This window comes from Streptomyces lanatus (assembly GCF_014655715.1).
GTDB lineage: Bacteria > Actinomycetota > Actinomycetes > Streptomycetales > Streptomycetaceae > Streptomyces > Streptomyces lanatus.
Genome location: NZ_BNBM01000022.1, coordinates 41,493 through 55,325, shown reverse-complemented (window position 1 = coordinate 55,325; position 13,833 = coordinate 41,493). Strand labels below are relative to the sequence as shown.

13 protein-coding genes are annotated in these 13,833 nt (G+C 71.0%); 7 read left to right on the top strand and 6 right to left on the bottom strand.

Features of this window, described 5'->3' with window-relative positions:
- Positions 1-5: 5 nt before the first annotated feature.
- Complete coding sequence (locus IE325_RS39755; protein WP_190075058.1) at positions 6-1,238, bottom strand: IS110 family RNA-guided transposase; 1,233 nt, start codon at positions 1,236-1,238, stop codon at positions 6-8.
- A gap of 586 nt (positions 1,239-1,824) precedes the next feature.
- Here IE325_RS39755 and IE325_RS39750 point away from each other — a divergent pair.
- The 3 genes from IE325_RS39750 to IE325_RS39740 are packed head-to-tail and all read left to right on the top strand — an operon-like array spanning position 1,825 to position 4,300.
- Complete coding sequence (locus tag IE325_RS39750) at positions 1,825-2,412, top strand: DUF5998 family protein (RefSeq protein WP_190075057.1); 588 nt, start codon at positions 1,825-1,827, stop codon at positions 2,410-2,412.
- Positions 2,412-3,605, top strand: a complete 1,194-nt coding sequence (locus tag IE325_RS39745) for an alkaline phosphatase family protein (protein ID WP_190075056.1) — start codon at positions 2,412-2,414, stop codon at positions 3,603-3,605. The genes IE325_RS39750 and IE325_RS39745 overlap by 1 nt, the downstream gene beginning before the upstream one ends.
- A 47-nt stretch (positions 3,606-3,652) precedes the next feature.
- Positions 3,653-4,300, top strand: coding sequence for a thymidine kinase (locus tag IE325_RS39740; protein ID WP_190075055.1), 648 nt, complete (start codon positions 3,653-3,655; stop codon positions 4,298-4,300).
- A gap of 15 nt (positions 4,301-4,315) precedes the next feature.
- On the opposite strand, the gene IE325_RS39735 is transcribed toward IE325_RS39740, so the two are convergent.
- Entirely contained in the window at positions 4,316-5,119 is an 804-nt protein-coding gene (locus tag IE325_RS39735; protein WP_190075054.1) for a VOC family protein, read from the bottom strand.
- Positions 5,120-5,415: 296 nt separating this feature from the next.
- Between IE325_RS39735 and IE325_RS39730 the strand changes: the two genes are divergently transcribed.
- A complete protein-coding gene (locus IE325_RS39730) occupies positions 5,416-6,267 on the top strand; it encodes a sulfurtransferase (protein WP_190075053.1) in 852 nt (283 codons plus the stop codon).
- 70 nt (positions 6,268-6,337) lie between these two features.
- Here the strand turns inward: IE325_RS39730 and sepH are convergent, their stop codons facing one another.
- From sepH to IE325_RS39715, 3 genes are all read right to left on the bottom strand, one after another.
- A complete protein-coding gene (gene sepH / locus IE325_RS39725; RefSeq protein WP_190075052.1) occupies positions 6,338-7,375 on the bottom strand; it encodes a septation protein SepH in 1,038 nt (345 codons plus the stop codon).
- Between the two features lie 451 nt (positions 7,376-7,826).
- Positions 7,827-9,146, bottom strand: coding sequence for a D-arabinono-1,4-lactone oxidase (locus IE325_RS39720; protein WP_190075051.1), 1,320 nt, complete (start codon positions 9,144-9,146; stop codon positions 7,827-7,829).
- On the bottom strand, positions 9,106-10,344 hold the full coding sequence (locus IE325_RS39715; protein ID WP_190075050.1) for an MFS transporter: 1,239 nt from the start codon (positions 10,342-10,344) through the stop codon (positions 9,106-9,108). Before IE325_RS39715 ends, IE325_RS39720 begins: the two co-directional genes overlap by 41 nt.
- Before the next feature lie 186 nt (positions 10,345-10,530).
- Between IE325_RS39715 and IE325_RS39710 the strand changes: the two genes are divergently transcribed.
- Positions 10,531-11,658 (top strand): ferrochelatase, encoded by a 1,128-nt coding sequence (locus tag IE325_RS39710; RefSeq protein WP_190075049.1) that lies wholly within the window; start codon positions 10,531-10,533, stop codon positions 11,656-11,658.
- Between the two features lie 8 nt (positions 11,659-11,666).
- Positions 11,667-12,482, top strand: a complete 816-nt coding sequence (locus IE325_RS39705) for an inositol monophosphatase family protein (protein WP_190075048.1) — start codon at positions 11,667-11,669, stop codon at positions 12,480-12,482.
- Between the two features lie 76 nt (positions 12,483-12,558).
- Here IE325_RS39705 and IE325_RS39700 read toward each other — a convergent pair whose 3' ends face one another.
- Positions 12,559-12,732: a hypothetical protein gene (locus IE325_RS39700; RefSeq protein ID WP_190075047.1), complete on the bottom strand. Its 174-nt coding sequence runs from the start codon at positions 12,730-12,732 to the stop codon at positions 12,559-12,561.
- Between the two features lie 446 nt (positions 12,733-13,178).
- Between IE325_RS39700 and IE325_RS39695 the strand changes: the two genes are divergently transcribed.
- On the top strand, positions 13,179-13,832 hold the full coding sequence (locus IE325_RS39695; protein WP_007385219.1) for a response regulator transcription factor: 654 nt from the start codon (positions 13,179-13,181) through the stop codon (positions 13,830-13,832).
- The last annotated feature ends 1 nt before the right edge of the window (position 13,833 follow it).

Genomic DNA, 13,833 nt, shown 5'->3' with positions numbered 1-13,833 from the left:
GGATCTCATGCCGCGGCAGTCTCGGCGGTCGTGGGGAACGCGACGTCCTCGTCGAAGCGCTGTCCGTGCTGGAGGCAGTGGTAGAGCTGTCCGATCATGCGATTGAAGAGGTTCCTCTGGGCAGCTGCGTGCCAGTCTCCGTGGTCGTCGCGGCGGCGCCGGTAGTGGGTCTTGGCGCCGGGTGAGGCGGTGATCGCGGAGAAGGCCCAGAGGTAGCCGGCGTGGTTGAGGCGGTCGTTCTTGACCCACCGACGGGTGATGGCGGACTTCTTGCCGGAGGCCCTGGTGATGGGCGAGGAACCGGCGTAGGCCTTCAGGCCACGGGCGTCGGCGAAGCGATTGCGATCGTCTCCGATCTCGGCGAGCACCCGGGCGCCGAGCTGGACGCCGAGGCCCGGGAAACTGAGGACGATCTCAGCGTCCGGGTGCTTGGGGAAAGCATCCTCCACCGCCTCGGCAAGCTGGTCGGATGCGGTGCAGGCGGCCTCCAGCTGCAGGACGAGGGCGAGCATCTGCTTGCCAAGCGCTTCCTCGACCAGGGGCGGCTGGTGGGCCGAGTCGGCCCGGAAGACCTCGCGAAGCCGGTCGGCGTCGGCCGCGATACCGCGCTTACGGCCGGCCCGTTTGAGAGCGGCCTGAAGCTGAGTGCGAGTAAGCCGCGCAGCCCGGGAAGGAGTTGGCGCGAGCCGGAGGAGTTCGTGAGTCTCAGGTCGGCACAGACCGTTGGTCCACATCGCAAAAGCGTCCAAGGCAGCTGGGTAGTACTCGCGGAGCAGGGAACGGAGCTGGTTAGCAGTCTGCTGCCGATTCCAGACGGCGTCCTGCTGGGCGCGGGCCAGGACGGCGACGGCGCGAGCCAGGTCGCTGTCGCTGGGGAGGGGCCGGTGGGCGTGCATGTCGGTGCGCAGGATGTTCGCCAGGACCAAGGCGTCGCCGGGGTCAGACTTCTTGCGCGAGACGCTATGCCGGTCGCGGTAGCGGGCGGCGGCCATCGGGTTGATCGCGAACACCTGCCGCTTGCCGGTTCGCAGGACCGCCACCAGCAGGCCGCGGGACGTCTCGATCGCCACCGGGATCGGGTGCTCCGCCGTGTCGCCGTACTCGGCGAGCAGGTTCAGTAGGATCTTGTAGCCGGCAGTGTCGTCCGTGATGTGCCGTTTGGCCAGCAGCTGGCCGGCGTCGTCGACAAGGGCGACGTCGTGCGTCCTCTCCGCCCAGTCGATGCCGCAATAGATCAAGGTTCCTCCCAGTGCTGCCTTGCGTTTGTGCTGGTCACGAGCTCATGAGGAACCACGCAGCGACCTAATCCCAGGACTCGGCATCGTTGGCCGGTCCGCCACCTCAGTAGCTGTTCGTGGCACCAGCTCGTCGCACGGACCTCGGTCTAAGCGGGAGCTCAGGTCGGCTCGGGCGTTTCAAGAGGTCACCGTGTGGCGGGCTCGCACCACCAACACCAACGAGTGATCAGATGACAAGTGCTTGGCGGGCTCGGGACGCCGGTCGGTACCACTCTCTTCAGGGGCGTCAGGGCCACGTTGCGCTGAGGCATCCGACCCCGGCGACCACGAGCCCGACAAGCTCTCTGTGGCGGCAGCCGCGAAGACGCTGGACGCCGCTCGCTCTGTGGTGAGGCATCGAGGCCTGGATGATCAAAGGCATCCGTCCAGCGCCCTCGCAGCCGCCGCCACGACCAGAACCGTCCGCCGCTCTACGGGAAGGCCCCACGGCCCGGATGGGCGAAGGCATGACGGCCCTGCTGTTCGAACGGCCCCGGTGCTCTCGACTGGCCCGGACCGTCCTTACACGGGGATTAGGATGGGCGTCATGGCCAAGACCAGTACGACGACCCAGGGGCTGCGAGCGGCGATCGAGCGCAGCGGCTACTACCCGGCCCTCGTGGCCGAGGCGGTGGAGGCCGCCGTGGGCGGCGAGCCCATGCGGTCGTTCCTGGTCCACCAGGAGACCACGTTCGACCAGAACGAGGTGCGGCGACATGTGACCGTCCTCGTCCTCACCGGTAACCGCTTCATCGTCAGCCACACCGACGAGCAGGCCGCCGACAGCACCTCCCCGACGCCCTACGCCACGACCTCGACGGAGTCGGTCAAGCTCGGCCGGATCTCCTCGGTCGTGCTCAGCCGCGTCGTCGCCAACCCGGAGCAGTACACGGTGGGCACGCTGCCCCGCGAGGTCGTCCTCACCATCGGCTGGGGCGCCGTCTCCCGTATCGACCTGGAGCCCGCCGCCTGCGGCGACCCCAACTGCGAGGCCGACCACGGCTACACGGGCAGCTCCACGGCGGACGACCTCAGCCTGCGCGTCAGCGAGGCCGGCGACGGTCCTGAGACGGTGCGCCAGGCGCTCGCCTTCGCGCAGGCCCTCTCCGAGGCGACCGCGGACATCGCGCGCTGATGACGCAGTCCACCGCCTGGGACCCCCATCCGGAACCCCTTGCCGTCACTTCCGCGCCCCTCCCCGAGTACGGCAGCGGCTCGCTCGCCGACCTCCTGCCCACGCTGGCCGCGGGCATGGCCGTACCCGGCATGACCGCCACCATCACCGAGCTGACCGCCGCCGACCGCAACTGCGTGTTCCTGATCGACGGTCTCGGCTGGGAGCAGCTCAGGGCGCACCCCGAGGAAGCGCCCTTCATGGCCTCGCTGCTCGGCAGCTCACGTGGCGGCACCGGTCGCCCGCTCACCACCGGCTACCCGGCGACCACCGCGACCTCCCTCGCCTCCGTCGGCACCGGCCTGCCGCCCGGCGCGCACGGCCTGCCCGGATACACCGCGCGCAACCCCGAGACCGGCGAGCTGATGAACCAGCTGCGCTGGAACCCCTGGACGCCGCCGCACATCTGGCAGCCGTACCCCACCGTCTTCGAGCTGGCGCACCGGGCGGGTGTGCACGCGGCGCAGGTGTCCTCGCCCACCTTCCAGAACACCCCGCTGACCAAGGTCGCACTCAGTGGCGGAACGTTTTTGGGACGGCTCACCGGCGAGGAGCGCATGGACCTCGCGGCCGAGCAACTGGCCGCCGGCGACCGCTCCCTGGTCTACACGTACTACGCCGAACTCGACGGCGCCGGCCACCGCTACGGCGTCGACTCCGACACCTGGCGCGGCCAGCTCATGTACGTCGACCGGCTGGTCCAGCGCCTCGCGGAGCAGCTCCCGCCGCGCACCGCGCTCTATGTCACCGCCGACCACGGCATGATCGACGTGCCCTTCGACGACGAGCACCGCATCGACTTCGACGCGGACTGGGAGCTGCGCGCCGGCGTCGCCCTGCTGGGCGGCGAGGGCCGGGCGCGGCACATCTACGCGGTGCCCGGCGCCGCGAACGACGTCCTGACCTGCTGGCGCGAGGTGCTCGGCGAGCAGTTCTGGGTGGCCTCCCGGGACGAGGCGATCGAGGCGGGCTGGTTCGGGCCGCGGATCGACGAGCGGGTGTACGACCGCATCGGCGATGTGGTCGCCGCCGCCCGGGACGACGTCCTGATCATCGCGTCCGAGCGGGAGCCGAAGGAGTCGGCGATGGTCGGCAACCACGGCTCGATGACCCCCGTCGAGCAGCTCGTCCCGCTGCTCGAAGTACGCTCCTGAAATCTCCTCCCCAAACCCCTTCGTCGCCGAAAGGTGCTCAACTCCACATGCCCGAGCTGGTGTTCTTCTCCGGAACCATGGACTGCGGGAAGTCGACGCTGGCCCTCCAGATCGAGCACAACCGTTCGGCACGTGGCCTCGCCGGCATCATCTTCACCCGTGACGACCGCGCGGGCGAGGGCAAGCTCTCCTCGCGGCTGGGCCTGGTCACGGACGCGGTGGAGGTCGAGGACGGCATGGACCTGTACGGCTATGTCGTCGACCATCTCTCCCGGGGCGGCCGCGCCGACTACGCCATCGCCGACGAGGCCCAGTTCCTCGCCCCGGACCAGATCGACCAACTCGCGCGCGTCGTCGACGACCTGGGCCTCGACGTCTACGCCTTCGGCATCACGACCGACTTCCGCACCAAGCTGTTCCCCGGCTCTCAGCGCCTGATGGAACTCGCCGACCGGATCGAGGTGCTCCAGGTGGAGGCCCTGTGCTGGTGCGGCGCCCGCGCCACGCACAACGCCCGCACCATAGGCGGCGAGATGGTCGTCGAGGGCGCCCAGGTGGTCGTCGGCGACGTCAACCAGGCGGACGCCGTGGGCTACGAGGTCCTCTGCCGCCGCCACCATCAGCGCCGGATGACGGCGGCCGGCGCGAGGGCGGCGGCACTGTCCCCGGACGTCCTGCCGGTCCACCAGGCCTGAGCCGCGCCCTCCGTATCAGCGCGGATCCTGGATCAGCGAGAACCGGGCCCCCTCCGGGTCCGCCACCGTCGCCACCCGGCCGTGGGCGCTGTCGTGCGCGGCCCGCAGCACATGGCCGCCGAGCTGCACGACCTGGGCCAGCGTCTCGTCCGTGTCGGCGACCTCGAAGTACGTCATCCAGTGCGGACCCCGGTCGCGCGGCAGGGAGTTGCCGACGCCCTGGATACCGGCGACCGGCCGACCGTCGATGTTCAGGGTGACGTGGTCGACGTCGGTGGAGACCTGCGCCGCCTCCTCGTAGCCGAACACCGTCTCGTAGAACTTGGCGACGTTCACGGACTCGAAGGTCAGCAGTTCGTTCCAGGCTGGGGTGCCGGGCACGCCCGTGATGTCCGTGCCGAGGTGGGCCGCCGCCTGCCAGAGGCCGAAGACGGCGCCGGAGGGGTCGGAGCAGATCGCCAGCCGCCCGGCCTCGGCGGCGTCCAGCGGGCCGACGCCGACGGTGCCGCCGCACAGCCGTACCGTCTCGGCGGTCAGGTCCACGTCGTCCGAGGCGAGGTAGGGCGTCCAGGCGATGGGGAGGTGACGGTCGGGCGGCAGCCGGCCGATGCCGGCCACGTCACGGTCGTCCAGCAGGGCCCGCACATAGGGGCCGAGCTGCTGGGGGCCCGGCCGGAACTCCCAGCCGAACAGGGCCCCGTAGAACTCCTGGGTCGCGGCCAGGCCGTGCACCATCAGGCTCACCCAGCTGGGCGTGCCGGGCGTGTGCCGGGCGTGCGTCGTGCCGCTCTGGCCGGCCGACCCCCTTGCCTCGGTCATCGTCACTCTCTCCTCGGCCCCTCGCAGAGGCCGCGTCTTCTTCCGCAGTCCGGAACCCCGTGCCGATGCTCGCACCACCCATGGCCGGGCGCGCTTCGGGCGCGCCGCCGCACGAAGGCCGGTGACCGGAGGATGCCCGGTGTGCGATTTACCGCCCGTTTCCGTGCGATTGCCGACGGATGTCGATCGGCGGTACAGCATGTGCCCGATCCCGTACGCCTCGTGATCGGGTCTGTACGGCGGGAGAGTATCCGGAGCCGACCGCTGCGGCCACCCCGTGCGCAAGGATGGTGGCCATGAACGTCATCATCTCCGCGACAGACCTCGCGAGCGCGCTGACGGGGGAGAACCCGCCGGTGCTGCTCGACGTCCGCTGGCAGTTGACGCTGGCCAAGACGCCCGGCGAGCCACCGTTCGACGGCCGGGCCGCCTACGAGGCCGGGCACATCCCCGGCGCGGTCTACGTCGATCTGGACCGCGAACTGGCCTCCGCACCCGGCGCGCACGGCCGCCATCCGCTGCCCGACTTGGCTGAATTCGGTACGGCGATGCGCCGGGCGGGGGTGTCGTCCGGGACGCCGGTCGTCGTGTACGACGGCGGGCAGGGCTGGGCGGCGGCCCGCGCGTGGTGGCTGCTGCGCTGGACGGGGCACCCCGATGTCCGGGTCCTCGACGGCGGGCTGCCGGTCTGGCAGGGCCCGCTGGAGCGGGCCGTACCGACTCCGGCGGAGGGCGATTTCGAGCCGGTGCCGGGTGCGGCGGGCCTGCTCGACGCCGACGGCGCGGCGGCGCTCGCCCGGTCGGGCGTACTGCTGGACGCGCGAGCGGGGGAGCGGTACCGCGGCGAGGTCGAGCCCATCGATCCGGTCGGCGGCCACATCCCGGGCGCCCTGTCCGCCCCCACCAACGAGAACGTGGCCACCGACGGCCGCTTCCTCCCCGGCGAGGAACTCACCGCCCGCTTCAAGGCGTTGGGCGCCTCCGGGGACACCCGGGTCGGTGTGTACTGCGGCTCGGGTGTGTCCGCCGCCCACCAGGTACTGGCGCTTGCGGTGGCGGGCATCTCCGCCGATCTGTACGTCGGCTCGTGGTCGGAGTGGTCCTCGGACCCGTCCCGGCCGGTGGCCGTGGGCCCGGACCCGCAATAGCGAGGGATGCCGGTACGACGACGAGGGCCGCGCCGACTGCCCGGCGCGGCCCTCGTCGTCGTACCGCTTGCTACTCCTGCTTCTTCCGGCGTGTGCCGAACACGATCTCGTCCCAGCTCGGGACGGCCGCGCGGCGGCCCGGACGGACGCCGTCCGCCTCGGCCTGGCGGTCCGTGGCGCCGATGAGACGGTCGCGGTGGCTGCCGACCGAACGGGGCATGAGGACGTCCGCGTAGGCGGAGCCGGCCGACGCGGCCGGCGCCGGAGGCTCCTCCTCGGCCGGTTCGGCGGGCGGTTCCTCCACCTCGGGCTCGGTGGGCCGCTCCGGGACCACCATGTCGCCGCGGAAGCTGGGCACCGCCTCCAGCAGGCTGGTCAGCGAGTCCCGCTCCTCCGCGACCTCCTCCACCGGCTCGGAGGCCTGCGCGGGCAGGCTCGGCCGCGCGGTGTCGAGGGCACGGTCCATCGACCGCTCTCGGGGCAGCCGGGCGATGCGCGGCACGAACGGGAAGCTGGGCTCAGGTGCGGCGAGGTCGTCGGACTCACCGATCAGCGAGCGCGCCTCGTCGTCCACGGCCTGGACGAGCCGCCGGGGCGGGTCGTACGTCCAGCTGGCCGAGTGCGGTTCGCCCGCCACCATGTAGACCAGCAGCACTTCCCAGGTGCCGTCGTCGCGGCGCCAGGAGTCCCACTGCACGGTGTCCTTGTCGGCGCCGCGCAGCAGGAGTCGCTCCTGCACGGCCTCGCCGAGCTGGGGCCCCGCAGCGTTCTCGCCGGGCCGGCGGACGGGTGTCTTGCGGGCGCGCTCGGCCATGAAGGCGCGCTCGGCGAGGACGGGGCCCTCGAAGCGCCGGACGCGGTCGACGGGGATGCCCGCGAGCTGGGCGACCTCTTCCGCGGTGGCGCCAGCGCGTATACGCGCCTGGATGTCGCGGGGGCGGAGATGGCTCTCCACCTCGATCTCGATCTGGCCGAGGCGTGGCCGGTCGCCGCGCACGGCTGCGCGCAGGCGTTCGTCAATAGGAAGGGTGTACTCCGTTGCGTCGGCAGCCTTGAGCACCAGCCGTGTGCCGTCATTCGAGACGGCCACGACACGCAGTTCGGGCATGGGGACCTCCCGGGTGGTGCCTGCCGACGTCACGTGCGTCGCTGCTTCCGCTAGTCGAGTGTGGCCTGCCCGGGTGCAGCCTGCCACAACCTTGCCGAGTTGCCCGGCGTGTCGGGCCAGGGCCCTGGATCGCCGTTATGGCACGGTTACCTATTCGCAACGCTAAGTGACGAACTCCGTCACCCTGTGCAACTAGCCCCCTCCCGGCGGTCCTTGAAGGCCACGGATGCCCAGGCGGGAGACCGGACCCAGGGCTCGCCACAGTACTCCATTTGGGCCACGTGCGTGGATTGGCACGCCGCCCAACTTCTGGCAAGGGGCCTGAGTCGGCCGTAGCCATGGGTGTTCGGGCCTCTGAACGTGGCGTACTTCACGTAAACGTCAGAAACGGAACCAATGTGGGGAGTTGGTCCGAGACCGGGTCCGGGAGCCGGTTCGCGCCGGTCGGACGCTATGTCCCCAACACCCTCCGCAGGTAGTCGTTCTGGAACAGACGGTCGGGGTCGAGCCGGTCGCGCAGCGCGGTGAACTCGCCGAAGCGCGGATAGACGTGAGAGAAGTACTCGGCGTCGCGCGTGTGCACCTTGCCCCAGTGCGGGCGCCCCTCGTGCGCCGTGAAAATGCCCTCTGCGGCGGTGAAGTAGCGCTGGTACGGGGTGCCCTTGGCCATATGGACGGCGATGTACGCGGTGTCGCGACCGGAGGCGGTGGACAGCGTGATGTCGTCGGCCGGGGCGGTGCGCACCTCGACAGGGAAGCTGACCCGCAGGCCGGAGCGGTCGACCATGGTCTTCAGTTCACGCAGCGCCTCGACGACGCCCTCGCGCGGAAGGGCGTACTCCATCTCCACGAAGCGCACCCGGCGCGGTGATGTGAAGACCTTGTAGGGGATGTCGGTGTAGGCCCGCGCGGACAGCGCCTTGCTGGAGATCCGGGCGATGGCGGGGATCGTGGCGGGGGCCGCGCGGCCGACCCACTGGGCCACCTGGAAGACGCCGTTGGAGAGCAACTCGTCCTCGAACCAGCCCGCGAGCTGCCCCACCGGCTTCTCGGGGCCGGCGCTGCGGTTGTTGCGCTTGGTGTTGGTGCTGCCGGTGTGCGGGAACCAGTAGAACTCGAAGTGCTCGTTCTCGGCCCACAGTTCGTCGAACTCGGCCAGCACGCGCGCGAAGGGCATCGGCTCCTCCCGCGCGGAGAGCAGGAAGACGGGCTCCACGGCGAAGGTGATCGCGGTGACGACGCCCAGGGCGCCGAGGCCGATCCGTGCCGCCGCGAAGACCTCGGGGTTCTCCTTCTCGGAACAGGTGAGCACCGAGCCGTCGGCGGTGACCAGCTCCAGTCCCTTGATCTGGGCGGCGATCGAGGCCGAGTCACGGCCCGTGCCGTGGGTGCCGGTGCTGGTGGCGCCGGAGACCGTCTGCTCCATGATGTCGCCCATGTTGGTGAGCGACAGGCCCTCGCGCGCCAGGGCCATGTTGAGTCTCTTGAGCGGGGTGCCGGCCTCGACCGTGACGGTCATGGCCTCGCGGTCGACGGTGCGTATGCCGGTCAGCAGTTGAGGGCGGATCAGCACACCGTCGGTCGCGGCTATGGAGGTGAAGGAGTGCCCGCTGCCGACCGCCTTCACCTTCAGGCCGTCCTCGGCGGCCCGGCCTATCGCCGCGGCCAGCTCCTCCACGGACGCCGGAGTGACCTCCCGCGCGGGCCGGGCGGCGACATTGCCGCCCCAGTTACGCCACGTGCCGTTCTTCCCGCTCGCTGTGCTGCTCAACGGTGCCCTCCCGACGCGGAGCCGGCCTGCTGAGCCGGCGGTACCCCAGGAAACCGACCGCGACCGCGACGGCCCCGGACACCGCCGGAACCCCGTACCCGGCGTCCGCGCCGGCCGCGTCGATCATCCAGCCGGCCATGGAGGAGCCGAGCGCGACCCCGACCGCGAGCCCGGTGCTCACCCAGGTCATGCCCTCGGTCAATTGCGCGCGTGGTACGTGCTCTTCGATCAGGGACATGGTGGTGATCATCGTGGGAGCGACGGCCATGCCCGCAACGAACAGCGCCACGGCCAGAAACGGCAAGTTTCCGACCAGTAGGAGGGGGATCATACTCACGGCCATGGCGCATATGCCCAGCAGCCAACGACGTTCGGGCGCCCCCTTGAAGCGCAACAGCCCGAAGACGAGGCCCGCCCCGCAGGAGCCCGCCGCGTACAGCGCGAGGACCACGCTCGCGGCGCCCTTGTGGCCCTGCTCGTCCGCGAAGGCCACGGTGACCACGTCGACGGCACCGAAGATCGCGCCGGTCGCCACGAAGGTGGCCACCAGGACCTGGAGTCCCGGGGCGCGAAGAGCCGAGGCGCCGCCCTGCTTCTCGCGTGGATGCGGCGCGGGTTCGGTGGAGCGCTGCGCGGTCAGCCAGAAGACACCGGCCGCCAGGAAGCAGCCGGCCAGCAGCGGCCCGGCCTCCGGGAACCACGCCGTGGACAGCCCGATCGAGATGATCGGCCCGAAGATGAAGCACACCTCGTCGATCACGGACTCGAAGGAGTACGCGGTGTGCAGCTGGGGCGTCCCCCGGTACAGCGCGGCCCAGCGGGCCCGGATCATCGCGCCGAGGCTCGGCACGCACCCGATGCCGACACAGGCCACGAACAGCACCCAGTCCGGCCACGCGTAGTGCGCCGCGAACAGCAGCAGGGCGCCCGCCGCGAGCGAGATCAGCGTCGCCGGGCGGAGCACCCTGCGCTGCCCGTACTGGTCGACCATCCGCGAGACCTGAGGCCCCGCCACCGCGGCGGAGAGCGCGATGGTGGCCGACAGGGCACCGGCCAGGCCGTACCGCCCGGTCAGCTGCGACACCATGGTCACCACGCCGATGCCCATCATCGACAGCGGCATCCGGCCGAGGAGACCCGCGGCGGAGAAGGCCTTGCTGCCTGGGGCGGCGAACAGGGCGCGGTAGGGGCTGGGCACGGGGGTCTCCGGTCAGGCGGAAGCAGACGTGGACGAGTGAGGCTCTGGAGCGCGCGGTAAGGCGTGTCGCCAGCCGAGACAGCTTACGAGTCAGGCGACCCTAATGCACTCGTTCGGACTAACGGGGAACCCGGGCGGTCACCCCGCCGTTTCCCGGCTGTCAGCACCGGATGACAGGATCGACCCATGCCAGAAGCGCGCGATGCCCACCCCTACGACGCCCTGCTCCTGCTCTCCTTCGGCGGCCCCGAGGGCCCGGACGACGTGATCCCGTTCCTGGAGAACGTCACCCGAGGGCGGGGCATCCCCACCGAACGCCTGAAGGAAGTCGGCGAGCACTACTTCCTGTTCGGCGGCGTCAGCCCCATCAACGACCAGAACCGCGCCCTGCTCGACGCCCTGCGCAAGGACTTCGCCGAGCACGGCCTGGATCTGCCGATCTACTGGGGCAACCGCAATTGGGCGCCGTATCTGACGGACACGCTGCGCGAGATGGTCGCCGACGGCCATCGCCGCATCCTCGTCCTCGCCACCAGCGCCTACGCCTCCTACTCGGGCTGCCGTCAGTACCGCGAGAACCTCGCCGAGTCGCTCGCCGCGCTGGAGGCCGAGGGCCTGGAACTGCCGAAGATCGACAAGCTGCGGCACTACTACAACCACCCCGGCTTCCTTGAGCCCATGATCGACGGGGTGCTCCGCTCCCTCGCCGAGCTGCCCGAGGAGGCCCGCGCGGGCGCGCACATCGCCTTCTCCACGCACTCCATCCCGACCGCCGCCGCCGACAGCTCCGGCCCGGTCGAGGAGCACGGGGACGGCGGCGCGTACGTCGCCGAGCACCTGGACGTGGCCCGGCTGATCGCCGACGCCGTCCGCGAGCGCACCGGCGTCGACCACCCCTGGCAGCTCGTCTACCAGTCCCGCTCCGGCGCCCCGCACATCCCGTGGCTGGAGCCCGACATCTGCGACCACCTCGAGGAGCGGCACGAGGCGGGCGTCCCCGCGGTGGTGATCGCCCCCATCGGGTTCGTCTCCGACCACATGGAGGTCCTCTACGACCTCGACACCGAGGCCAAGGACAAGGCGGAGGAGCTGGGCCTGCCCATGCGCCGCTCGGCCACCGTCGGGGACGACCCGCGTTTCGCCGCCGCCATCCGCGACCTCGTCCTGGAGCGCGCCGCCGTGGAGCGCGCGGAGGAGGTCACGCCCTGCGCCCTCGGCGCGCTCGGCGCGAGCCACAACCTCTGCCCGGTCGGCTGCTGCCCGTCCCGCGCCCCCAAGCCCGCCGCAGCGGGCGCCGACAGCCCCTACGCATGAGGAGCCCCGTGACCGACGCCCCGCACACGGACCTGCTCACCCTGGCCCAGGACGCGGCCCGTCGCGCGGGCGAGCTCCTGCGCGACGGCCGCCCGGCCGACCTGGCCGTCGCGGCGACCAAGTCGAGCCCGATCGACGTGGTCACCGAGATGGACATCGCGGCCGAGAAGCTGATCACGGACCTGATCTCCGAGCAGCGCCCCGACGACGGCTTCCTCGGCGAGGAGGGCGCCTCCATCGAGGGCACCAGCGGCGTCCGCTGGGTGATCGACCCCCTCGACGGCACGGTCAACTACCTCTACGGACTGCCGACCTGGTCCGTCTCCATCGCCGCCGAGCAGGACGGCGAGACGGTGGTCGGGGTCGTGGCGGTGCCCATGCGCGGCGAGACGTTCCACGCGGTGCGGGGCGCCGGCGCCTGGGCGCGTGGGTCCTGGGACGGCGAGCGCAGGCTCACCTGCCGTCCCACGGCGCCGCTGGAGCAGTCCCTGGTCTCGACCGGGTTCAACTACGTCACCGAGGTCCGCACCCACCAGGCAGAGGTCGCCCGGCGTCTGATCCCGCTGCTCCGTGACATCCGCCGCGGCGGATCGGCCGCCATCGACCTGTGCGACCTGGCCGCGGGCCGCCTGGACGGCTACTACGAGCGAGGGCTCAACGCCTGGGACTTCGCCGCGGGCGACCTGATCGCCAGGGAAGCGGGCGCGCTGACCGGTGGGCGGCCCGGGGAGCGGCCGTCACGCGACCTGACGGTGGCTGCCACGCCGGGCGTCTTCGAGCCCCTCCAGCAGCTTCTGGAGGACTTCGGCGCCTGGCACGACTGACGCACGACGGATACGGACAGCAGCGGGCCCCCGGCGCTGGATTCGCCGGGGGCCCGCTGTCTTGCCTGCAAGCCGGTCAGACGCTGGTCGCGCCGACTTCCACACCATGCTCGGCGGCGAGGCGGCGCAGGTCGTCGAGCTCGCCCTGCTCCACCTCGACGAGAAACTCGTCGCCCTCGTCAAGCGCCCGCGTCAGGTCGGACTCGGTCGCCTTTATGCGCTGCAGAAGTCCTGCGGTGAATGCGTCCATGCTGCGCCCCCTCGTCCTGGGTCGTGGGTCGATGGCACGGGGGTGTGCCGTTCGGAAGGGGCGATCACGTCTCCGGTGGGTGCCCAGCGCTGCCCGCGCCGGGCGGCGACGGTGCCGGACACCCGCACCCGCTCTGCGGAAAGCGGATTGCTTCGTACCGCATGGTGGTGCGGTACAAGCAGAGCGTGATCGCGGGGTGTACATGCCGTCCTCCCCCCGCTCCCTTCCACGGAAACCTCAACCCATCGAGAAAATCTCGCATTCCCGGGCCTCACACCCGTGTCGAAGGTCCCCCTCAACCGTCTTACCGCCGACTTATGGCCGAAAAGGGCAGGATGGAGGCCAAGACACCCAGTCATGGCCTCTGGCCAGGACACCCGACCAGGACCCCTGCCCGCGGCGCGAGACCAAGCGCTACGCGGGTGGACACAGGAAGGACAAGCGACGTGCGCGTACTCGTCGTCGAGGACGAGCAACTGCTCGCCGATGCGGTGGCCACCGGACTGCGCCGGGAGGCCATGGCCGTCGACGTCGTGTACGACGGTGCGGCCGCCCTGGAGCGCATCGGCGTCAACGACTACGACGTGGTCGTCCTCGACCGCGACCTCCCCCTCGTCCACGGCGACGACGTCTGCCGCAAGATCGTCGAGCTGGGCATGCCCACCCGCGTGCTGATGCTCACGGCCTCCGGCGACGTCAGCGACCGCGTCGAGGGACTGGAGATCGGCGCCGACGACTACCTCCCCAAGCCCTTCGCCTTCAGCGAGCTGACGGCACGCGTGCGTGCCCTCGGCCGCCGTACGAGCGTGCCCCTGCCGCCCGTCCTGGAGCGTGCCGGCATCAAGCTGGACCCCAACCGCCGCGAGGTCTTCCGGGACGGCAAGGAGGTGCAGCTCGCGCCCAAGGAGTTCGCCGTCCTTGAGGTGCTGATGCGCAGCGAGGGCGCGGTCGTCTCGGCCGAGCAGCTCCTGGAGAAGGCCTGGGACGAGAACACCGACCCGTTCACCAACGTGGTGCGGGTGACCGTCATGACGCTGCGCCGCAAGCTGGGCGAACCGCCGGTGATCGTCACCGTGCCCGGCTCCGGCTACCGGATCTGAT

Bases quoted from the DNA above. Each gene is read 5' to 3' on its own strand.
- IE325_RS39750 (WP_190075057.1), top strand. From the start codon at position 1,825: ATGGCCAAGACCAGTACGACGACCCAGGGGCTGCGAGCGGCGATCGAG.
- IE325_RS39745 (WP_190075056.1), top strand. From the start codon at position 2,412: ATGACGCAGTCCACCGCCTGGGACCCCCATCCGGAACCCCTTGCCGTC.
- IE325_RS39740 (WP_190075055.1), top strand. From the start codon at position 3,653: ATGCCCGAGCTGGTGTTCTTCTCCGGAACCATGGACTGCGGGAAGTCG.
- IE325_RS39735 (WP_190075054.1), bottom strand. From the start codon at position 5,119: ATGACCGAGGCAAGGGGGTCGGCCGGCCAGAGCGGCACGACGCACGCC.
- IE325_RS39730 (WP_190075053.1), top strand. From the start codon at position 5,416: ATGAACGTCATCATCTCCGCGACAGACCTCGCGAGCGCGCTGACGGGG.
- sepH (WP_190075052.1), bottom strand. From the start codon at position 7,375: ATGCCCGAACTGCGTGTCGTGGCCGTCTCGAATGACGGCACACGGCTG.
- IE325_RS39710 (WP_190075049.1), top strand. From the start codon at position 10,531: ATGCCAGAAGCGCGCGATGCCCACCCCTACGACGCCCTGCTCCTGCTC.
- IE325_RS39700 (WP_190075047.1), bottom strand. From the start codon at position 12,732: ATGGACGCATTCACCGCAGGACTTCTGCAGCGCATAAAGGCGACCGAG.